At 61.3% G+C, this 22569-nt stretch carries 16 protein-coding genes; 4 read left to right on the forward strand and 12 right to left on the reverse strand.

The genetic code is table 11. The features are described 5' to 3' along the window. Positions 1-5 precede the first annotated feature (5 nt). Both L6D63_RS01290 and L6D63_RS01295 read left to right on the forward strand, forming a co-directional pair. Positions 6-815 carry a hypothetical protein gene (locus tag L6D63_RS01290; RefSeq protein ID WP_131670932.1) on the forward strand — a complete coding sequence of 270 codons (810 nt, stop codon included), beginning with the start codon at positions 6-8 and terminating at the stop codon, positions 813-815. 272 nt (positions 816-1087) lie between these two features. Beyond that, the gene (locus tag L6D63_RS01295; protein ID WP_131670931.1) at positions 1088-1525 is read left to right on the forward strand and encodes an excinuclease; all 438 of its coding nucleotides are present in this window, start codon (positions 1088-1090) and stop codon (positions 1523-1525) included. A gap of 104 nt (positions 1526-1629) precedes the next feature. On the opposite strand, the gene L6D63_RS01300 is transcribed toward L6D63_RS01295, so the two are convergent. Continuing rightward, positions 1630-2532 (reverse strand): LysR family transcriptional regulator, encoded by a 903-nt coding sequence (locus L6D63_RS01300; protein ID WP_131670930.1) that lies wholly within the window; start codon positions 2530-2532, stop codon positions 1630-1632. A gap of 118 nt (positions 2533-2650) precedes the next feature. Between L6D63_RS01300 and L6D63_RS01305 the strand changes: the two genes are divergently transcribed. Then, on the forward strand, positions 2651-3925 hold the full coding sequence (locus L6D63_RS01305) for an MFS transporter (RefSeq protein WP_131670929.1): 1275 nt from the start codon (positions 2651-2653) through the stop codon (positions 3923-3925). A gap of 136 nt (positions 3926-4061) precedes the next feature. Here L6D63_RS01305 and hemE read toward each other — a convergent pair whose 3' ends face one another. The 11 genes from hemE to L6D63_RS01360 form a co-directional block, all read right to left on the reverse strand. Next, entirely contained in the window at positions 4062-5129 is a 1068-nt protein-coding gene (gene hemE, locus L6D63_RS01310; RefSeq protein ID WP_047290897.1) for a uroporphyrinogen decarboxylase, read from the reverse strand. 247 nt (positions 5130-5376) lie between these two features. Continuing rightward, the gene (locus tag L6D63_RS01315; protein ID WP_007909438.1) at positions 5377-6795 is read right to left on the reverse strand and encodes an FAD-dependent oxidoreductase; all 1419 of its coding nucleotides are present in this window, start codon (positions 6793-6795) and stop codon (positions 5377-5379) included. A 33-nt stretch (positions 6796-6828) separates the two neighbouring features. Then, positions 6829-11274: a glutamate synthase large subunit gene (gltB, locus tag L6D63_RS01320; RefSeq protein WP_047290896.1), complete on the reverse strand. Its 4446-nt coding sequence runs from the start codon at positions 11272-11274 to the stop codon at positions 6829-6831. Between the two features lie 351 nt (positions 11275-11625). Further along, the gene (locus tag L6D63_RS01325; RefSeq protein WP_131670928.1) at positions 11626-13215 is read right to left on the reverse strand and encodes an AAA family ATPase; all 1590 of its coding nucleotides are present in this window, start codon (positions 13213-13215) and stop codon (positions 11626-11628) included. 10 nt (positions 13216-13225) lie between these two features. Continuing rightward, positions 13226-14326, reverse strand: coding sequence for a 3-dehydroquinate synthase (gene aroB, locus L6D63_RS01330; protein WP_131670927.1), 1101 nt, complete (start codon positions 14324-14326; stop codon positions 13226-13228). Between the two features lie 150 nt (positions 14327-14476). After that, entirely contained in the window at positions 14477-14995 is a 519-nt protein-coding gene (gene aroK / locus L6D63_RS01335; RefSeq protein WP_027611316.1) for a shikimate kinase AroK, read from the reverse strand. 4 nt (positions 14996-14999) lie between these two features. Beyond that, positions 15000-17072, reverse strand: coding sequence for a type IV pilus secretin PilQ (locus L6D63_RS01340; RefSeq protein ID WP_047290894.1), 2073 nt, complete (start codon positions 17070-17072; stop codon positions 15000-15002). Between the two features lie 13 nt (positions 17073-17085). After that, a complete protein-coding gene (locus L6D63_RS01345) occupies positions 17086-17613 on the reverse strand; it encodes a pilus assembly protein PilP (RefSeq protein ID WP_047290893.1) in 528 nt (175 codons plus the stop codon). Continuing rightward, positions 17610-18233: a type 4a pilus biogenesis protein PilO gene (pilO, locus tag L6D63_RS01350; RefSeq protein ID WP_047290892.1), complete on the reverse strand. Its 624-nt coding sequence runs from the start codon at positions 18231-18233 to the stop codon at positions 17610-17612. The genes L6D63_RS01345 and pilO overlap by 4 nt, the downstream gene beginning before the upstream one ends. Further along, a complete protein-coding gene (locus L6D63_RS01355; protein WP_047290891.1) occupies positions 18230-18796 on the reverse strand; it encodes a PilN domain-containing protein in 567 nt (188 codons plus the stop codon). The genes pilO and L6D63_RS01355 overlap by 4 nt, the downstream gene beginning before the upstream one ends. After that, the gene (locus L6D63_RS01360) at positions 18796-19860 is read right to left on the reverse strand and encodes a pilus assembly protein PilM (RefSeq protein WP_047290890.1); all 1065 of its coding nucleotides are present in this window, start codon (positions 19858-19860) and stop codon (positions 18796-18798) included. Before L6D63_RS01360 ends, L6D63_RS01355 begins: the two co-directional genes overlap by 1 nt. A gap of 216 nt (positions 19861-20076) precedes the next feature. Here L6D63_RS01360 and L6D63_RS01365 point away from each other — a divergent pair, with 216 nt between their 5' ends. Further along, positions 20077-22524 carry a penicillin-binding protein 1A gene (locus L6D63_RS01365; protein WP_121183294.1) on the forward strand — a complete coding sequence of 816 codons (2448 nt, stop codon included), beginning with the start codon at positions 20077-20079 and terminating at the stop codon, positions 22522-22524. Positions 22525-22569: the final 45 nt, after the last annotated feature.

The following is a 22569-nucleotide window of genomic DNA, read 5'->3' on the forward strand; positions in this document are numbered from 1 at the left end:
AGGGAATGACTCAGTTTCACCGCATCGCCGCCCTGCTGGCCCTGGCCCTGGCCCTGGTGCTCGGCGGTTGCACCAGCAAACCGGTTTACAACGCCAAGGAAGAATTTTCGCCCAACCTCGGATTCACCCAGGCGCAGATGAGCCGCGCCATCGTCACCGCGCTCAACGACCGCCAGTGGGTGGTGCAGTCGGTTCGCCCGGGCATGATCAAAGCGGCGATCACGGCACGCGGCCGCCACCACGCCGAGGTCGACATCCCGTTCAGCCCGACCTCGTTTGAAATCGACTACCGCAGCAGCTACGGCCTCGACGCCAAGGACGGCAAGATCCACGGCAACTACAACCGCTGGGTCAACCGCCTGCGCGACAACGTGCTCAAGGAACTGTCGATCAACCCGGACATCGAGTTCGTCAACGACCTGGGCATCGTCAAGCAAGGCGCCGACGAGCCGACTTACCTGAGCTTTCGCGAGGGCGTCAAACGCGCCACCGACGCCGGCCTGCTGGACGGCAGCGTGAAGTTCTACCTGGCCGGCGAAACCCTGCCGAAACAGGTGCGCAAACTCGACACCGTGAGCAGCAGCCGCAAGACCAACGGCTCGAACAAATCCGACACCGACGCCTGCTTCTGGGCCCTGCAGTCGGCCCTCGCCACCCTGCAAAACGCCGCGAAAAAAGCCGACGCCAACGCGGTGATCAACATCGCCAGCGTCGATCAGCGCGACCTGTACAAAGACACCGAAAAATTCCAGTGCCGCGCCGGCCTGGTGGTGTCGAGCGTGGCGTTGCGTGGGGATTTGGCCCACGTTGATTGACTGAGTGAATCCAATCCTGTGGCGAGGGGATTCATCCCCGATGGGTCGCGTAGCGGCCCCGAAACCTGAGAACCCGGAGCATCAGGCATACCGAGTTCACTGGTTTTACGACGGCTGCGCCGCCGATCGGGAATAAACCCCCTCGCCACAAGGCGTTGTCTCCATTTCTGCATCTACACTCGCTCAACAGGCCCTCATTCAACGCCTGCCGGAACGGCGAGCCCCCATCGATCAAGCACTCGCGGTTCTCTTTCACCGTCAAGGAGATGACCATGCAAGTGAAAGCCCTGATCGCCGCCATGCTCCTCGGGCTATTGCCCAGCGCCAGCCACGCCACCAACCTGATGTACATGCCGTTCGAAACCGTGCTTTCGGATGCGATTCGCGCCGGGCGGCTGGATGGCAGTGTGAAGTTCTATCTGATCGGCAACGGGCCGCAGGGCACGCAGCAGTTGTTGCGCCGGGATGTGGTCAGTGATTTGCGCACCAACGGCTTCAACAAGAGCGATCACGATTCCTGCGAGTGGGTGCTGCAGTCGAACCTGATCAAGTTGCAGGCCGACGCCAAGCGGGTCGGGGCGAATGCGGTGGTCAATATCGTCAGCTATTACGACCAGCATGTGCGCAAGGATTTGAATACCTATGAGTGTCGGGCCGGGGTGTTTGTGACGCGGGTGGCGTTGAAGGGGGATCTGGTGCGGTTGCCCTGAAATATGCGGTGTTCGGGCGAGCGTCTTCGCGAGCAGGCTCGCTCCCACCTTGCAATGCGTTGCCCTGTGGGAGCGAGCCTGCTCGCGATTTGATTGCGCAGCAATCAAGCTTTTGAAGGCTCAACCTTGCGTGTAAGCAGTTCGACAAACGCCTTGGCCATCGGCGACTTCTGATCCTTGCGCTGCACCAGCCACACCGCCGACACCGCCTCCGGATCGAGCAGCGGTCGATAGACCACGCCGTCGATGCGCATCCGCTGGTAGGACGCCGGCAATACCGAAACCCCAAGCCCCGCCGCGACCAATCCGATGATGGTCATCGCCTCACCGGCCTCCTGGGCAAAATGCGGGCTGAACCCGGCATCGCGGGCCAGACTGAGCAGTTGCGCATACAGCCCGCTGCCGTAGCTGCGCGGAAAGAACACGAACGGCTCCAGCGCCAGCGCCGACAGAAACAGCCCCTCTTCACTGCCTTGGGCCAGCGGATGCTTGGAGCTGAGCACCGCCACCAAGGGCTCGCGCATCAGCTCAACCACGCTCAGCGAATCCGGCAAACCCAGCGGACGCATGATGCCGACTTCGATCGATTCATCCACCAGCGCGTCCGCGACCATGGTGCTGCTCATCTCCCGCAGGTTCAGGTGCACTGCCGGGAAACGCTGACGAAAGGAAAAAATCGCTTGGGGAATGGTCGAGTTGAACGGAGCTGACGAGGTGAAGCCAATTTTCAATTCGCCCAGTTCACCGAGTTGCGCACGCCGGGCGACGTCCGCCGCTTTGTCGACCTGCGCCAGCACCAACCGCGCCTCCTGCAGAAACAATCGGCCGGCCTCGCTCAACTCGACCCGACGATTGGTGCGTTCGAACAACCGCGCGCCGACCTCTTGCTCCAGCGCCTGAATCTGCTGGCTCAGCGGTGGCTGGGAGATCCCCAGCACCTGTGCGGCGCGGCCGAAATGCAATTCTTCGGCGACGGCGATGAAGTAGCGCAGATGACGCAATTCCATGGACACCCCATTAGGTCGTTAAAGCTATCAAACAGGTCGAACAATATATTGGATAGAAACATTAGCCAGCTATATGATTTTTTCATTGCCTGCCTGGCCGTGCCCTCCGAGGTCTGATGTGAAAACCGCCGCCGCCCCTCTTGCCCATGAAGTTCCGCCTGCCGCGGCGGACGATGTGATCGCCGAGCTGCAGGAGATCTACATCGAAAAAGGCACGCCGATGTTCATGCGCACAGTGCTGGCGCTGTTCAGCGGCGGTTTCGCGACCTTCGCTTTGCTGTATTGCGTGCAGCCGATGATGCCGCTGCTGTCCCACGAGTATGGAATCAACGCGGCGCAGAGCAGCCTGATTCTGTCGGTGGCGACCGGCATGCTGGCCTTCGGTCTGCTGATCACCGGGCCGATCTCCGACCGCGTCGGGCGTAAGCCGGTGATGGTCGCGGCACTGTTCGCCGCCGCGTTGTGCACGATCGCCAGTTCGATGATGCCGAGCTGGCACGGCGTGCTGATCATGCGCGCGCTGATCGGGCTGTCGCTGAGCGGCCTGGCGGCGGTGGCGATGACCTATCTGAGCGAAGAGATCCACCCGCAGCACATCGGCCTGGCGATGGGCCTGTACATCGGCGGCAACGCGATTGGCGGGATGAGCGGACGCTTGATTACCGGGGTGTTGATCGACTTCGTCAGCTGGCACACGGCGATGCTGGTGATCGGCGGCCTGGCGCTGGTCGCGGCAGCGGTGTTCTGGAAGATCCTCCCCGAATCGCGCAACTTCCGCTCACGCTCGCTGCACCCACGCAGCCTGCTCGACGGCTTCACCATGCACTTTCGCGATGCCGGCCTGCCGCTGCTGTTTCTTGAAGCCTTTGTGCTGATGGGCGCGTTCGTCACTCTGTTCAACTACATCGGCTATCGCCTGCTGACGACGCCTTACAACCTCGATCAGGTGTTCGTCGGCTTGCTGTCGGTGGTGTACCTGTCGGGCATCTACAGTTCGGCCAAAATCGGTTCGCTGGCGGACAAACTGGGGCGCCGTAAAGTGCTGTGGGCAACCATCGCACTGATGTTCGCCGGCCTTGCGCTCACGATGTTCACACCGCTGTTGTTGGTGATCATCGGCATGCTGATCTTCACGTTCGGCTTCTTCGGCGCGCACTCGGTGGCGAGCAGCTGGATCGGCCGGCGCGCGACCAAGGCCAAGGGCCAGGCGTCGTCGTTGTACCTGTTCAGTTATTACGCAGGCTCCAGCATTGCCGGGACGGCGGGTGGGGTGTTCTGGCATTTGGGCGGCTGGAATGGCATCGGCCTGTTTATTGGTGCGCTGTTGCTGGTGGCACTGCTGGTGGCGTTGAAACTGGCGAAGTTGCCGCCACTTGGTGGTGTGAAAGCTTAAAAGCAAAAGATCGCAGCCTGCGGCAGCTCCTACAGGGAAACGCGAATCCCAATGTAGGAGCTGCCGCAGGCTGCGATCCTTTGATCTTGTACAAAAACGCCCGGCATTGGCCGGGCGTTTTTTTATCGGGCGTCGATCACTCGTGATACTGCGCTGACAACTCGTGCACCGCACGCAGGAACGCGCCCGCATGCTCCGGATCGACCTCTGGGGTGATGCCGTGGCCGAGGTTGAACACGTGGCCGCTGCCCTTGCCGTAGCTGGCCAGAATGCGCCCGACTTCGGTGCGGATCGCTTCCGGTTTGGCGTAGAGCACGGTCGGGTCCATGTTGCCTTGCAGCGCGACCTTGTCGCCAACACGGGCGCGGGCGTTGCCGATGTCGCAGGTCCAGTCCAGACCCAGTGCGTCGGCGCCGGCCTCGGCGATGCTTTCCAGCCACAGGCCGCCGTTCTTGGTGAAGAGGATCACCGGCACCTTGCGCCCGTCGTGTTCGCGAATCAGGCCGCTGACGATTTTCTTCATGTAGGCCAGGGAGAATTCCTGATACGCCGCCGCCGACAGGTTGCCACCCCAGGTATCGAAGATCTGCACCGCTTGCGCGCCGGCCTGGATTTGGCCGTTGAGGTAGCTGGTGACCGACTGCGCGAGTTTATCCAGCAGCAGGTGCATGGCTTGCGGGTTGTCGTAGAGCATCGCCTTGGTTTTGCGGAAGTCCTTCGACGAACCGCCTTCAACCATGTAGGTGGCGAGGGTCCACGGGCTGCCGGAGAAGCCGATCAGCGGCACACGGCCGTTCAGCTCGCGGCGGATGGTGCTGACTGCGTCCATCACATAGCCGAGATCCTTGTGTGGATCCGGGATCGGCAACGCTTCGATGTCGGCCAGGGTGCTGACGACTTTCTTGAAGCGCGGGCCTTCACCGGTCTCGAAGTACAGGCCCTGGCCCATGGCATCGGGAATGGTGAGGATGTCGGAAAACAGGATCGCCGCGTCCAGTTGCGGGTAGCGGTCGAGCGGTTGCATTGTGACTTCGCAAGCGAATTCCGGATTCATGCACAGGCTCATGAAATCACCGGCCTGGGCACGGCTGGCGCGGTATTCAGGCAGGTAGCGGCCGGCCTGGCGCATCATCCACACCGGGGTGACGTCAACGGGTTGCTTGAGCAGGGCGCGGAGGAAACGGTCGTTCTTCAGGGCAGTCATGTCGGCATCCGGAAAAAAAGTGCGGGCATTTTCTCAGAGCGCGACGCAAAAGGCACGGATGCAGGTCAGCCTTTTGTCTATCGGGTCAATTTATTGCGCTGGAATGCAAATTTTTGCAGTAACACAAAGCACTGTGGGAGCTGGCTTGCCAGCGATGCAGACACCTCGTTTTGTCAGATTGACCGAGGTGATGCTATCGCTGGCAAGCCAGCTCCCACAGGTATTGCATTCCAATATTGGAAGTTGATCAGACGCCCAGGTAATCGAGGATCCCTTCAGCCGCATTGCGCCCTTCGAAGATCGCCGTCACCACCAGGTCGGAACCGCGCACCATGTCGCCACCGGCGAAGATTTTCGGGTTGCTGGTCTGGTGCTTGTACTGACCCTGCTCAGGCGCAACGACGCGGCCCTGGCTGTCGGTCTGGATTTCGAACTGTTCGAACCACGGTGCCGGGCTTGGACGGAAACCGAAGGCGATAACCACGGCGTCGGCCGGGATGATCTCTTCGGAGCCCGGAATCGGCTCGGGGCTGCGGCGGCCACGGGCGTCCGGTTCGCCGAGACGGGTCTCGACCACCTTCACGCCTTCGACCTTGTCTTCACCGACGATCGCGATCGGCTGACGGTTGTAGAGGAATTTCACGCCTTCTTCCTTGGCGTTCTTCACCTCTTTGCGCGAGCCGGGCATGTTCGCTTCGTCACGACGATAGGCGCAGGTCACCGACTTGGCGCCCTGACGGATCGAGGTGCGGTTGCAGTCCATCGCCGTGTCGCCACCACCGAGCACCACAACCTTCTTGCCTTTCATGTCGACGAAATCTTCCGGCGACTTTTCAAAGCCCAGGTTGCGGTTGACGTTGGCGATCAGGAAGTCCAGCGCGTCGTAAACGCCCGGCAGATCCTCACCGGCAAAGCCGCCCTTCATGTAGGTGTAGGTGCCCATGCCCATGAATACGGCATCGTATTCGGCGAGCAGTTGCTCCATGGTCACGTCCTTGCCGACCTCGGTGTTGAGGCGGAATTCGATGCCCATCCCGGTGAAGACTTCGCGCCGATTGCTCAGCACGGTCTTCTCAAGCTTGAACTCGGGAATGCCGAAGGTCAGCAGACCGCCGATTTCCGGGTTCTTGTCGAACACCACCGGGGTCACGCCGCCACGCACCAGCACGTCAGCACAGCCCAGACCCGCCGGGCCTGCACCGATGATCGCGACACGCTTGCCGGTCGGCTTGACCTTGGACATGTCCGGGCGCCAGCCCATGGCGAACGCGGTGTCGGTGATGTACTTCTCGACCGAACCGATGGTCACCGCACCGAAACCGTCGTTGAGGGTGCAGGCACCCTCGCACAGACGATCCTGCGGGCAGACCCGGCCGCAGACTTCCGGCAGGGTGTTGGTCTGGTGCGACAGCTCGGCAGCCTGGAGGATGTTGCCCTCGGCCACCAGCTTCAGCCAGTTGGGAATGAAGTTGTGCACCGGGCACTTCCATTCGCAATACGGGTTGCCGCAACCCAGGCAGCGGTGGGCCTGGTCGGCCGACTGCTGGGGTTTGAACGGTTCGTAGATCTCGACGAACTCTTTCTTGCGTTGACGCAACAGTTTCTTCTTCGGATCCTTGCGCCCGACATCGATGAACTGGAAGTCGTTATTCAGACGTTCAGCCATTGTTAAAACCTCATCAAACTCTTCAGGCGCATATCACTGCGGGTTGGCACGAGTGCTGGAAAGCAACGATTTCAGGTTGGCAGCCTTAGGCTTGACCAGCCAGAAACGACGCAGGTAGTCATCAAGGTTCTCGGCGAGTTCACGACCCCACTCGCTCTCGGTTTCCTTGACGTACTCGTTCAGCACGTTCTGCAGGTGGCTGCGGTAGGCTTCCATCGCCTCGCCGCTGATCCGCTGGATTTCCACCAGTTCGTGATTGACCCGGTCAACGAAGGTGTTGTCCTGGTCGAGCACGTAGGCGAAACCACCGGTCATGCCAGAGCCGAAGTTGTAACCGGTCTTGCCCAGGACGCAGACGAAACCACCGGTCATGTACTCGCAGCAGTGATCGCCAGTGCCTTCCACAACGGTGTGGGCACCGGAGTTACGCACAGCGAAACGCTCGCCCGCAGTACCAGCGGCGAACAGCTTGCCGCCGGTGGCGCCGTACAGGCAGGTGTTGCCGATGATGGCGCTGTTCTGAGTCTGATAGACGCTGCCCTTCGGCGGCACGATGACCAGTTTGCCGCCGGTCATGCCTTTGCCGACGTAGTCGTTGGCGTCGCCTTCCAGGTACATGTTCAGACCGCCGGCGTTCCACACGCCGAAGCTCTGACCGGCCGTCCCTTTGAAGCGGAAGGTGATCGGCGCATGGGCCATGCCCTGATTGCCGTGCTTGCGCGCGATTTCGCCGGAGATCCGCGCACCGATCGAACGGTCGCAGTTGCAGATGTCCAGGTCGAACTCGGCGCCGCTGAGGTCATTGATCGCCGACGTCGCCATGTCGACCATTTTCTCGGCCAGCAGGCCCTGGTCGAATGGCGGGTTGCGCTCAACGCCGCAGAATTGCGGTTTGTCCGCCGGGATGTGATCGCTGCCCAGCAGGGGGGTCAGATCCAGGTGATGCTGCTTGGCGGTCTGGCCTTCGAGGACTTCCAGCAGATCGGTGCGACCGATCAGCTCTTCGAGAGAGCGCACGCCGAGCTTGGCCAGCCACTCACGGGTTTCTTCGGCAACGTAGGTGAAGAAATTCACCACCATATCGACGGTGCCGATGTAGTGATCCTTGCGCAGCTTCTCGTTCTGGGTCGCGACGCCGGTGGCGCAGTTGTTCAGGTGGCAGATACGCAGGTATTTGCAGCCCAGCGCGATCATCGGCGCAGTACCGAAGCCGAAGCTTTCGGCGCCGAGGATCGCGGCCTTGATCACGTCGAGGCCGGTTTTCAGGCCGCCGTCGGTCTGCACCCGGACTTTGCCGCGCAGGTCGTTGCCGCGCAGGGTCTGGTGGGTTTCAGCCAGGCCGAGTTCCCACGGAGCGCCCGCGTATTTGATCGAGGTCAGCGGCGAAGCACCGGTACCACCGTCGTAGCCGGAGATGGTGATCAAGTCCGCGTAGGCCTTGGCCACACCGGCGGCGATGGTGCCGACGCCTGCTTCCGCTACCAGTTTCACCGAGACCAGCGCCTTCGGGTTGACCTGTTTCAGGTCAAAGATCAGTTGCGACAAGTCTTCGATCGAGTAGATGTCGTGGTGCGGCGGTGGCGAAATCAGGGTCACGCCCGGCACTGCATAACGCAGCTTGGCGATCAGCCCGTTAACCTTACCGCCCGGCAGTTGCCCGCCCTCGCCCGGTTTGGCGCCCTGAGCCACCTTGATCTGCAGCACTTCGGCGTTGACCAGGTATTCCGGAGTGACACCGAAACGGCCGGTCGCGACCTGCTTGATTTTCGAGCTCTTGATGGTGCCGTAGCGCGCCGGGTCTTCGCCGCCTTCGCCGGAGTTGGAACGCGCACCGAGACGGTTCATGGCTTCGGCCAGGGCTTCGTGAGCTTCCGGCGACAGGGCGCCCAGCGAGATACCGGCGGAGTCGAAGCGCTTGAGCACCGACTCCAGCGGTTCGACTTCACTGATGTCCAGCGGCGTATCGAGGGTCTTGACCTTGAACAGGTCACGGATCATCGACACCGGACGGTTGTCCACCAGCGAGGTGTATTCCTTGAACTTGGCGTAGTCACCCTGCTGCACGGCGGCTTGCAAAGTGTTGACCACGTCCGGGTTGTACGCGTGGTATTCGCCACCGTGGACGAACTTCAGCAGACCGCCCTGCTGGATCGGCTTGCGCGGACTCCAGGCTTCGGTGGCCAGTGCTTTCTGCTCGGCTTCGATGTCGACGAAACGCGCACCCTTGATGCGGCTCGGCACGCCACGGAAACTCAGCTCGCACACCTCTTCGGACAGACCGATGGCTTCGAACAGCTGTGCACCGCGATAGGACGCGATGGTCGAGATGCCCATCTTCGACAGGATCTTCAACAGACCTTTGGTGATGCCCTTGCGGTAGTTCTTGAACACCTCGTAGAGGTCACCCAGCACTTCACCGGTACGGATCAGGTCGCCCAGCACTTCGTAGGCCAGGAACGGATAGACCGCCGAGGCGCCGAAACCGATCAACACCGCAAAGTGATGCGGATCGCGGGCGGTCGCGGTTTCCACGAGGATGTTGGAGTCGCAGCGCAGGCCTTTTTCGGTCAGGCGGTGGTGCACCGCGCCGGTGGCCAGCGAAGCGTGGATCGGCAGCTTGCCCGGAGCAATATGGCGGTCACTCAGGACAATCTGGGTACGCCCGGCACGCACGGCTTCTTCAGCCTGATCGGCAACGTTGCGGATCGCCGCTTCGAGGCCGACGCTTTCGTCGTAGTTGAGGTCGATGATCTGCCGCTCGAAACCCGGGCGGTCGAGGTTCATCAGCGAGCGCCACTTGGCCGGCGAGATCACTGGCGAGCTGAGGATCACGCGCGAGGCGTGCTCCGGCGATTCCTGGAAGATGTTGCGCTCGGCACCGAGGCAGATTTCCAGCGACATCACGATCGCTTCACGCAGCGGGTCGATCGGCGGGTTGGTGACCTGCGCGAACTGCTGGCGGAAATAGTCATATGGCGTGCGCACGCGCTGCGACAGCACGGCCATCGGCGTGTCGTCGCCCATCGAACCCACGGCTTCGTAGCCCTGTTCGCCAAGCGGACGCAGCACCTGATCACGCTCTTCGAACGTGACCTGATACATCTTCATGTATTGCTTGAGCTGATCGACGTCGTAGAACGCCGAACCGTGGTCGTTGTCTTCCATGGTCGCCTGGATGCGCAGAGCGTTCTTGCGCAGCCATTGCTTGTACGGATGACGGGACTTCAGACGGTTGTCGATCGCGTCGGTGTCGAGGATCTGCCCGGTTTCGGTGTCCACGGCGAGGATCTGGCCCGGGCCGACACGGCCCTTGGCGATCACGTCTTGCGGCTGGTAATTCCAGACGCCGATTTCCGACGCAACGGTGATGAAGCCGTTGGTGGTGGTGACCCAGCGCGCCGGACGCAGACCGTTACGGTCGAGCAGGCACACCGCGTAACGACCGTCGGTCATTACCACGCCAGCCGGGCCGTCCCACGGCTCCATGTGCATCGAGTTGTACTCGTAGAACGCTCGCAGATCCGGGTCCATGGTTTCAACGTTCTGCCAGGCTGGCGGAATGATCATCCGCACGCCACGGAACAGGTCGATGCCACCGGTGACCATCAGTTCGAGCATGTTGTCCATGCTCGAGGAGTCGGAACCGACACGGTTGACCAGCGGCCCGAGTTCTTCCAGATCCATCAGATCGTTGGTGAACTTGGTCCGACGGGCCTGCGCCCAGTTGCGGTTACCGGTAATGGTGTTGATCTCGCCGTTGTGCGCGAGGAAGCGGAATGGCTGGGCCAGCGGCCATTTCGGCAGGGTGTTGGTGGAGAAGCGCTGGTGGAACACGCAGATTGCGGTTTGCAGGCGCTGGTCACCCAGGTCCGGATAGAACGCGGCCAGGTCGGCCGGCATCATCAAACCTTTATAGATGATGGTCTTGTGCGAAAAGCTGCAGATGTAGTGGTCGGTGTCTGCGGCGTTGGCCACCGACGAGCGACGACGGGCGCTGAACAGCTTGACCGCCATGTCCTGATCGCTCAGGCCTTCACCGCCGATGTACACCTGCTCGATTTGCGGCAGACGCTCAAGGGCCAGGCGGCCGAGGACGCTGGTGTCGATCGGCACTTTGCGCCAGCCGATCAGTTGCAGGCCTTCAGCGAGGATCTCGCGGTTCATGTTCTCGCGAGCGGCTTCGGCCTTGGCCGGATCCTGATTGAAGAAGACCATGCCCACGGCATATTGCTTGGGCAGCTCGACGCTGAAGTTTTCCTGGGCCATCGCCCGCAGGAACGCGTCAGGCTTTTGAATCAGCAGACCGCAACCGTCACCGGTCTTGCCGTCGGCATTAATCCCACCGCGGTGGGTCATGCAGGTCAGGGCCTCGATGGCCGTTTGCAAAAGGGTATGACTGGGCTCGCCCTGCATATGGGCTATCAGGCCGAAACCGCAGTTATCCTTGAATTCATCTGGTTGGTACAGACCTGCTTTCATAGACACTTTCTCACCAGGCTGCCTCTTTACGAGGCAAATTTCTTTTCAATTCAACCACTTGCTTGCCGCGCCGAACGTACGCCGGCTTTGCGGGGGCAAAAGGGTGGTCATTGTACACAGCGACACAGACGCTCACAAATTTGACGACGAAATGTCGCAAATTCATGTCGCATTTGTGAAAGGTTTAAAGCGATCTGCTGTGCTAGTCAAAACTTTTTTTAATTCTGACTGCAACGACTCAAAGACTACTGTGACGCAGACACCACAAGGCACGCGACCCGTAGGGGCGGCGCGCACTTGTAGAAATTTTGAGGTGCTTGGAGAGGCGGCCTGGGTAAGGCCGCCGAATCTTCAGCGAGTTGTTGCCAGTTCCTGTTGGACGCTGGCGACAGTGCGAGGCCAAGGTTTACCAGCCTGAACCTTCGCTGGCAAGGCCTTGATGGCAGAAACGGCTGCATCACGATTGGCGAAGTTGCCGTAGGTGATCACGTAGAGCGGCTTGCCGTTGAGGACTTTCTTGAAATAACGGTACTCGCCGCCCTGCTCCTTGACGAAGTTTTGCGCGGTCGCTTCGGAGCTGGTGCCGAGGATCTGCACCACATAGTTGCTGGTCGGCTGACCGGCGTACCAGCTGCCACCGGCAGCCTTGGCCACGGTAACCGGCTTCTCGGCCGGTTTGGCGGCAGCAACAGGCTTGGCCGGCGCCGGGGCCGGTTTGGCCGCTGGCGCTGCCGGAGCAGGCTTGGCGGTGGCGACCTGAGTCGGTGCCGGGGTCGGCTTGGCCGCCGGAACAGGCACTGGCGTCGGCGCTGGACCGGCCGGAACACCTGCCGGTGGCGCGGAAGTCGTTACGGTCGGCGGCGTTGCGCTGGAACCTTCGACCGGCACGCCATCGTCACCTTCGGTGATGCCGCCTGCGGCCTCAGCCAACGGGCCGCGCATCACCGGCTGCGAGTTACCGACCAGCGGCAGCGGCATCGGCTGGGTATTGCCGGCGAACTCGACGTTCGGCGCGCCACCCTTGGCGCCTTGGCCCAACGGCAGTTGTGCCTGTTCGTTGGCAGGTGCGCCGGTGGTTGGTGCCTTGTTGCGACCCGGCATCAGCCAGGCGGCGGCGACCGCGACCACAACGACGGCGGAAATCGCCAATACGTGTTTCTTCGGCATGTTGAACCCCATACTTGGACGCTTGACCGCAGAGCGGCTGGCAATCATGACTTCGATCAGTGCATCGCGAGCGACCTGGTTGATGTTGCCAGGCCAACCCTCCGAGCTTTCGTGAATCTCAGAGATCTGATCCGCGGTAAAAAGTTCGACACCCCGGCCCGCACCTTCGAGCCGTTGGTCGAGATATTCGCGGGTCTCTTCTTCGGTGTACGGCTGCAATTCGATGACGTGGAAGCGCTCTTCCTCGAGGTGCAAGGCCTCGAGCTGCGCGATCAGCGACGATTCACCGAACAGGAACACGTGCGGACGCCCTTCCGGTGCACCGGCACCCAGCGCCATCAGCGCTTCGAGCGCAGATTCGTCGAGCTGCTCGGCGTCATCCACCAACAGATAGACTTCCTGCCCGGTCAGCGCCAACTGCACCACTTGCGCCAGAATCGCGCCGACCTCGGCCTGCCCAACATCCAGCGCCTGAGCAACCTGACGCAGCACGCCGGCGGCATCGCCCGCTCCACGGGCCGATACCACAACGCTTTGCACCGATTGCTTGTTGGTGCTGGCTACCAGCGCCTGGCGCAGCAGGGTCTTGCCGCTGCCTTGCGGGCCAGTGACCACCAGCAGCAACTGGCTGTAACGCGCCAGATGGTGCAGTTGCCCCAGCACCGGCTTGCGCTGGGCCGGGAAGAATTTGAAGCCCGGCACCCGCGGCGCGAAAGGGTCGTGACTTAACTGGAAATGGCCGAGGAACGCCTCGTCGGCATGCAAACTAGTCATCGGAATCTTATTAACCTTTAAGCTGAGCCAGAGCGCGGTAATCCGCTCCCAGCGTGGCCTGTAGAACCTCTTTCGGATAATCGGCGGTCACCACCGCTTCGCCCATCCGGCGCAGCAGCACCAGGCGCAGACGACCGTCGATCACTTTTTTATCAATTGCCATGTGTTCGAGAAAATCGGCTTCGGTCATTTCTTCCGGCGGGATCACCGGCAGACCGGCACGCTGGAACAGACGAATGCCGCGATCACGTTCCTGTTCGCTGATCCAGCCCAGGCGCGCGGACATGTCCAGCGCCATCACGGTGCCAGCGGCGACCGCCTCACCATGCAACCAGACACCATAGCCCATGTGGGTCTCGATGGCGTGGCCGAAGGTGTGGCCGAGGTTGAGCGTGGCACGCACGCCGGTTTCCTTCTCATCGGCACCGACCACCGCAGCCTTGGCCGCGCAGGAACGCTCGATGGCGTAGGTCAGGGCCTTCTGATCCAGTGCGCGCAGGGCGTCGATGTTTTCTTCAAGCCAGCTCAGGAACGACTCGTCGCAGATCAGCCCGTACTTGATGACTTCGGCCAGACCGGCCGACAGCTCACGCGCCGGCAGGGTTTTCAGCGATGCGGTATCGATCAGCACGACGTTCGGCTGATAGAACGCGCCAACCATGTTCTTGCCCAACGGATGGTTGATACCGGTCTTGCCACCCACCGACGAATCGACCTGGGACAGCAGTGTGGTAGGAATCTGGATGAAATCGACGCCGCGCTGGTAGCAGGCGGCGGCAAAACCGGCCATGTCACCGATGACCCCGCCGCCGAGGGCGATGATCGTGGTGCGGCGGTCATGACGGGCGGTCAACAGGCCGTCGAAGATCAGTTGCAGGGTTTCCCAGTTCTTGAAGGCTTCGCCGTCAGGCAACACCACGGAAATCACCGAGAACGGTGCAAGACTGCGGGTCAGACGTTCGAGATAGAGCGGCGCAACGGTCTCGTTGGAGATGATTGCCACCTGCCGCCCGTGGATATGCGGCGCCAGCAACTCGGGCTGATCCAACAAACCTTCGCCAATATGAATCGGGTAGCTGCGCTCGCCTAGATCGACCTTGAGTGTCTGCATGTGTCCCCACAGTGAAGATGGAAGCAGGCGTCCTGCCTTGAATTATTGGATGTCGCGACCTTTAGCGGATGTGACGCCGCTCGCACGCCATCCGCCACAACCTCGACGGCGGTGACCGGACGCCGAGGATAGCGCATTTCGGGCGGCGCTTTAACGGGGTGGAAGCTGTGCCAGACGGTCGAGAATATCGAGCACCACCATGCGCGGTGGCCGTTCGTCGGTTTCCACCACCAGATCGGCGATCTCCCGATAGAGCGGATCGCGGATCTCCAGCAGGTCTCGCAGGGTTTTCGCCGGATCGGCGGTGCGCAGCAAAGGTCGATTGCGATCACGCGACGTACGCCCGACCTGCTGCTCGACGGAGGCGTGCAGATACACCACCCGTCCGCCCGCGTGCAGGGCCTTGCGGTTGGCATCACGCATCACCGCGCCGCCACCGGTCGCCAGCACCACGCCGTCGAACGCGCACAGCTCGGCGATCATCGCCTGCTCACGGTCACGAAAGCCGGGCTCGCCTTCCTTGTCGAAGATCCACGGGATATTGGCGCCCGTGCGCAGTTCAATTTCCTTGTCGGAATCTTTGAACGGCAGGCGCAGCTCTTTGGCCAGCAACCGGCCGATGGTGCTTTTTCCAGCGCCCATCGGTCCTACAAGAATCAAATTTCGCACAGAATCAACGACTCACAGCAATCGCCTGGTTATTCATGATACGCGGAGTGAGAAATACCAGCAGCTCGGATTTTTTCTCCGAAACCACATCACGCCGGAAAAGGCGGCCAAGATACGGCACATCGCCAAGAAATGGCACCTTATCTACGACCTTGCTTTGAGTATTTGAGAAAACGCCCCCAATCACGATGGTCTCACCGTCGTTTACAAGCACTTTGGCGTTGACTTCGTTCTTCTTGATCGGCGGCACATCCTGCACCTTGTTCAGGTAGTCCGGTTCGTCCTTGGTGACCTTGACCTCCATGATGATGCGGTTGTCGGGGGTGATCTGCGGCGTCACTTCCAGCGACAGCGAAGCCTCCTTGAACGACACCGACGTCGCACCGCTGGAGCTGGCTTCCTGGTACGGAATCTCGGTGCCTTTGAGGATTTTCGCGGTCTCCTTGTCGGAGGTAACCACTTTCGGCTGGGAGACGATCTCACCATTGCCGGTCTTTTCCATGGCGGTCAGCTCAAGATCGAGCAACACGTTGTCGGTGATAAAAGCGATGCCGATCCCGGATGTGTTACCGACCGTGCCCATGTCGACGAACGGCGAGTTGGTGCTGGTACTGCCCGGTGTGCCGATGGTGGTCGAGGTGCCGTTACTGACCCCGGAGGTGTTCCAGTTGCCCTTGTTCTGGATCGAACCGCCCCAGCGCACGCCCAGGCTCTTGTCGTAATCAACGTTGGCTTCGACGATCCGCGCTTCGATCATCACCTGACGCACCGGGATGTCCAGCTGCGCCACGATCCGCCGCAGTTCGTCGAGGCGATCCTGGGTCTGGTAGGCAATGATGTTGTTGGTCCGTTCATCGACCGTGATCGAGCCGCGTTCATCGATTTTCGCTTCGGCGCTGGTGACCGACTGGAACAGCTTGGCAATGTCCGCCGCTTTGGCGTAGTTCACTTGCAGCAGCTCGCGACGCAGCGGTGCCAACTCAGCGATCTGCTTCTGCGATTCCAGTTCCTGGCGTTCGCGGGCGGCGATTTCGTCGGCCGGCGCCACCAGCAACACGTTGCCGATCTTGCGTTTATCCAGCCCCTTGGTCTTCAGCACCAGGTCCAGCGCCTGGTCCCACGGCACGTTCTGCAGACGCAAGGTGATCCCGCCCTGCACCGTATCGCTGGCCACCAGATTGAGGTTGGTGAAATCGGCGATCAGTTGCAGCACCGAGCGCACGTCGATGTCCTGGAAATTCAGCGAAAGCTTTTCGCCGCTGTAGCTGTTGCGGTCGGCATTGCGCTTTTGCAGATCATCGACGGTCATCGGGCGAATGCTGACGGTCAGCTTGTTATCGGTCTGGTAGGTGGAATAGTCGAACGTGCCGCTGGGTTCGACGGTGATGACCGCACGATCGCCAGTGGCGGCGGCATTGACGAACTGCACCGGGGTGGCGAAGTCCTTGACGTCGAGGCGTACCCGCAGCCTGTCGGGCAACTGGGTGCGGGCAAAGCTGAGAATGATCTTGCCGTCATGCTCCTGGATGTCGGGGGCGATGGTCGGGTCGGAAAGGTCGATGACCACATTCCCCTCCCCTGCAGTACCGCGCTGGAAATCGACGCCACGAATGGTTTTGGCGGCAGGGGTGTAAGCCTTCGCCGGAGCCGCAACCGGTCGCGGCGCAGCAGCGGCAGGCCTTGGCGCAGCAGGCTTGGCACCCTGCCCGACCACCACGAACAGATTGTTGCCCTCGACCCGTGAGGTATACGGCGTCAGTTGCGTCAGATTGATGATCAGACGCGTACGGTCGCTGGCTTCGACCACTGTCGCACTGCGGGCGTTGCCGCTGCCCAGATCGCGGGTCTTGTTCGTCAGTTGGCTGGCGACACCCGGCAGATCCAGGGCGATTCGCGCCGGCGATTCGGTGGTGTAGCCCTTGGGTTGCGGTGGCGGGCCGTCAAACGCCAGCTTCAACTCGATACGGTCACCCGGTAACGCCGCAACATCCAGCGCCTGGAGACTGGCCGCCTGAACCATCGGTGAAAGCAGCGCTATCCATAGCGAAAAACCGAGGGTGGAGAAAATCCTGTTCATTGTTCGACTTCCACTATGAGTGCTCTTTCAAAGGAATGGTGCGCGGACGTTCCAGCCAGGCGCCTTCGCCGTCGGGCACGATCTCGACCACATCGACCTGAGTGGCGCTGATAGCGACAATGCGCCCATCGTTGCGCCCCAGGTAGTCGCCGACTTTCAACCGATGCACACCGCCCGCCCCACGCAGCAACGCAAAGGAGCCGGAAGCATTGGAGATCGTGCCGACCATTTCAAACTGCTCGATGTTGAAGCCTTCGAGGTATTGCTTGACCCGGTTGGGGTCGGGTTTGACGTTACGCGAGCCGCGCTGGTGCCCGGCCAGATCGACTCGCACCTGACGCGAGAACGGGCTGCGCAGGTTGGCCGCGCTGTAGGTGAACGTGGGATAGGAATGAAACGTCGGCGTCGGCTCGATCCGGCCGGCCGGCCGCAGACGTACTTCGTTCATGTAAGCGTCGAGGTCACTGAACTCGTCACTGCTGCCGCAACCACTGAGGCCGAACAACAGCACTGACAGGGCGAAAAAACGAATCGGGGTCATTTGTCCAACCCCTTGTCGTTGTAGCGGTATGTCTTGGCGAGGATGTTCATACGCAGCTTCGTCCCGCCGTCGGGGCTGGCAGGTGCCAGTTCGAAATCGTGCAAGGTGACGATCCGTGGCAACCCGGCAACCCCACTGACGAACGTCGCAAGGTCGTGGTAAGCCCCGGTGACGGTGATCTGGATCGGCAACTCGATGTAGAACGGCTGAGTCACTTCCGGCAGCAGTTTGATCTCTTCGAATTCGAGACCGCTGCCCAGCCCGGTGCGGGTGATGTCTTCGAGTAATCCCGGGACTTCGGTGTCGCTGGGCAACTGCCGCAGGAGCACGCCAAAAGTGTTTTCCATCTCCTTCATCTGCTGGGTGTACAACTCCAGGTTGGCGGCCATGCGCGCCTTGCTGGCGAATTGCTCTTTCAAGGTGTCTTCTTCCTGACGCCTGGCTTCCAGCTGGTTTTCCATGTCGCTGATGAAAAAGTTGTAGCCAAGCGCCAGCACCAGCACCGCCAGGAACACTCCCGCGATGCTTTTCACCGCGGCCGGCCAGGAGCCGATATTGCTGGTGTCCAGATCGTTGAAGTCGATATTGCGCAGACTTTGCAGCCATTCGGACGGTTTCATTTGTCGCCCTCCGTCACAGCCGGCTGGGTCTGACGAACGGTCAGCTGAAAGACGTTGGCCTGGTCCACCTGACCGGCAGTCGTCGCTTTCACTTCATTGAGACTCGGCGCGTCGAACCAGTCGGAGGCGTCCAGATTGCGCATCAGCTCCGAAACGCGATTGTTCGACTCCGCCGCGCCGCTGATCGACAGCGTCTTGCCGGCCAGTTTCACGCTGGTGAAATACACCCCGTCCGGCAGCGTGCGCGCCAGTTGGTCGAAGATCCGCCCGCTGATCTGCCGGTTGCCCTGCAAGTCCTGGATGATGCGCATGCGCTCGACCAGTTGCTGGCGCCGTGCCTTGAGTTCGCTGATCTGCTTGATTCGTTCGTCGACCACGGCAATCTGTTTGCCGATGTAGGCATTGCGTGCGGCCTGCCGCTCGATGGCGGTACTGAAGACCTGATCGGCGATAAATACCGCGCCCACCGAGCCGACGAAGACCCCGATGAGAATCAGCAGGAAGCGCTTGCGCCGCTCTTCGCGGCGCTCTTCACGCCAGGGGAGAAGGTTGATCCGCGCCATCAGTCGAAACTCCTGAGCGCGAGCCCGCAGGCGATCATCAGGGCCGGCGCGTCACTGGCCAGGGCCCCGGCGTTGACCTTGCTGCTCAAGGACATGTCGGAAAACGGGTTGGCGACCTGGGTCGGGGTGCCCAGACGCTGCTCGATCAGGCGATCCAGCCCCGGTACCGAGGCTGTGCCGCCGGCCAGCAGAATATGATCGACAGAATGGTACTGCCCGGAGGCGAAAAAGAACTGCAATGAGCGCGAGACCTGCTGCACCAGGGCGTCACGGAATGGCTGCAACACCTCGCTGACATAGTCATCCGGCAGACCGCCCTGCTTTTTCGCCAGTCCGGCCTGCTCGACGGTCAGACCGTAGCGGCGCTGGATTTCCTCGGTCAGTTGCCGGCCACCGAACAGTTGCTCGCGGGTATAGATGATGCGGCCGTTGTGCAGGACGCTGAGGGTGGTCATGGTGGCGCCGATGTCCACCACGGCGACAGTCAGGCGCTCCTGCGAGGCGGCCAATTGAGTGGCGAGCAGGCCGAACGAGCGTTCCAGCGCGTAGGCCTCGACGTCGACCACGCGCGCAGTCAGCCCGGCCAGCGCCAGCGCTGCCTCGCGCACTTCGACATTCTCCTTGCGACAGGCGGCCAGCAGCACGTTGACCCGCTCCGGGTTGCGCGGCGACACACCCTGGACCTCGAAATCGATAGCGACCTCGTCCAGCGGATAGGGGATGTATTGATCGGCCTCGATCTTGAGCTGGTTTTCCAGTTCGTCATCGGTCAGCCCGGCATCCATCTCGATGATCTTGGTAATCACCGCTGAACCGGCCACCGCCACCGCCACGCTTTTGAGGCCGGTCCGCGCCTTGACCAGCACGCGGGACAAGGCATTGCCCACGCCTTCGAGCTCGGCGATGTTCTTTTCAACCACGGCGTTGGGCGGCAGCGGCTCAACCGCGTAGGCCTCGACGCGGTAGCGGTCACCCTGACGGCTCAGTTCCAAAAGCTTCACCGAAGTGGAGCTGATGTCGATCCCCAGTAACGCATTGGTCTTTTTATTGAAGAGTCCCAGCACTACCAATTCCCTATGACTTTCCGTGAGTTACGGACTCTGTAATACGCATTGCGTTCCTTCACCCCGCCTTGACAGAAGCGCAAATGACGCCCCCAGCAGAAAAGTGCTTATAATGCCCAGCGTTTTTTTCCGCTTTTTACTGCCGGCCCAGGCTGTTCCGTGTGTTACCGGAACCCTGTCGCCACATTCATTCTTTGCCCTGGATGCCCAAAAGCCTTGATTCGTCTGCTGAAATTTTTCGGTTGGTCCATCGTCGCCGTTTTCTGCGGACTGCTTTTAGGTCTCAGCGGCGCGTTTCTTTACCTTAGTCCGGGTTTGCCGTCTGTGGAGGCGCTGAGAAGCATTCAGTTGCAGATTCCGCTGCGGGTCTACAGCAGCGACAACAAGTTGATCGCAGAATTTGGCGAAATGCGCCGCACTCCGATCCGTTTCGCCGACATTCCGCCCAATTTCATAAATGCATTACTAAGTGCTGAAGACGACAATTTCGCCAACCACTATGGCGTCGATCCGAGCAGCCTGATGCGGGCCGCGACCCAACTGGTCAAAAGCGGGCACATCCAGTCCGGCGGCAGCACCATCACCATGCAGGTGGCGAAGAACTTCTTCCTGACCAGCGAACGCAGCTTCTCGCGCAAAACCACCGAGATTCTCCTGGCCCTGCAGATCGAACGGCAGTTGACCAAGGACGAGATCCTTGAGCTGTACGTAAACAAGATTTATCTGGGTAACCGCGCCTATGGCATCGAGGCGGCGGCTCAGGTGTATTACGGCAAGTCGATCCGCGACGTCAGCCTGGCGCAGATGGCAATGATCGCCGGCCTGCCAAAAGCCCCGTCGCGCTTCAACCCGCTGGCCAACCCGGCGCGCAGCAAGGAACGCCGCGACTGGATCCTCGGCCGCATGTACAAGCTTGGAAAAATTTCCGAAGCCGACTACACCGCCGCGATCAACGAGCCGCTGAACGCCAGCTATCACGTACCGACCCCGGAAGTGAACGCACCGTACATCGCCGAGATGGCCCGTGCGGAAATGGTCGGCCGCTATGGCAGCGACGCCTATACAGAAGGTTTCCGCGTCACCACCACCGTGCCGAGCAACCTGCAGGAAATGGCCAACACCGCGTTGCACGAAGGCCTGATGACCTACGACCAGCGTCACGGCTACCGTGGCCCCGAGTCGCGCCTGCCGGGCAAGACTCACGAAGCGTGGGCCACCGAACTGACCAAGCAGCGCACCATCAGCAGCCTGGAGCCGGCCATCGTCACCCAGGTCGACAAGAATGGCTTGCAGGTGCTGACCCGTACCGGCGAAGAGCACGTCGCCTGGGACACCATGAAATGGGCGCGCCCGTTCCTCAATACCAACAGCATGGGCGCCGCACCGCGTCAGCCGTCGGACGTGGCGCAGGTCGGCGACCTGATTCGCGTGCAGCGTCAGCCGAACAATTCGCTGAAGTTCAGCCAGATCCCGCAGGCGCAAGGCGCGCTGGTGTCGCTGGATCCACAGAACGGCGCGATTCGCTCGCTGGTCGGTGGTTTCGCCTTCGAACAGAGCAACTACAACCGCGCCCTGCAGGCCAAGCGTCAGCCGGGTTCGAGCTTCAAGCCGTTCGTCTACAGCGCTGCGCTGGACAGCGGTTACACCGCCGCGACCCTGGTCAACGACGCCCCGATCGTGTTCGTCGACGAGTACCTGGACAAAGTCTGGCGGCCGAAGAACGACACCAACACCTTCCTCGGCCCGATCCGCTTGCGCGAGGCGCTGTACAAGTCGCGTAACCTGGTGTCGATCCGTTTGTTGCAGGCGATGGGTGTCGGCAAGACCATCGACTACATCACCCGCTTCGGTTTCAACAAGCAGGACCTGCCGCCGAACCTGTCGCTGGCGCTGGGCACCGCGACCCTGACCCCGATGGAGATCGCTACCGGCTGGAGCACTTTCGCCAACGGCGGCTACAAAATCACCCCGTACATCATCGACAAGATCGAAAGCCGCAACGGCGACACGCTGTTCGTCGCCAACCCGCCGACCGTGCCACAGGGCGGCTCGGCGACCGATGGCATCGCCGCGCCGACGCCTCAGCCGATTACTGTCAACGCCGCCGCGGCTCCGGGTGAAGCCCCGGGCGCTGCGACTGCGCCACAAACGCCTGCGGTGGCTGAGCGAATTGTCGATGGCCGCACCACGTACATCCTCAACAGCATGCTGCAGGACGTGATCAAGCTCGGCACCGGCCGCCGCGCGCTGGCCATGGGTCGCAGCGACATCGCGGGCAAGACCGGTACCACCAACGAATCGAAGGATGCATGGTTCTCCGGTTACAACGCCGATTACGTGACCACCGTGTGGACCGGTTTTGACCAGCCGGAGAGCCTCGGTCGCCGCGAGTTCGGTGGCACCGTGGCGCTGCCGATCTGGATGAACTATATGTCGGCCGCGCTCAAGGACAAGCCGCCGCATGTGCAGCCTGAGCCGGAAGGCATCCTCAGCCTACGAGTGGATCCGGTCAGCGGCCGTGCCGCCACCCCGAGCACACCGGGTGCCTACTTCGAGCTGTTCAAGGCCGAAGACACGCCGCCTTCGGTGAATGAACTGGGCAACGGTGCCGTACCGGGCAGCCCGCTGCCAGCGGATGAACAGGCGCCGATCGATCTGTTCTGATCCAGCCCAAGCAAAAAGCCCCGCCTTCGTGAGAAGCGCGGGGCT

The organism is Pseudomonas parakoreensis (assembly GCF_021602155.1).
In the GTDB taxonomy this organism is placed as follows: domain Bacteria; phylum Pseudomonadota; class Gammaproteobacteria; order Pseudomonadales; family Pseudomonadaceae; genus Aquipseudomonas; species Aquipseudomonas parakoreensis.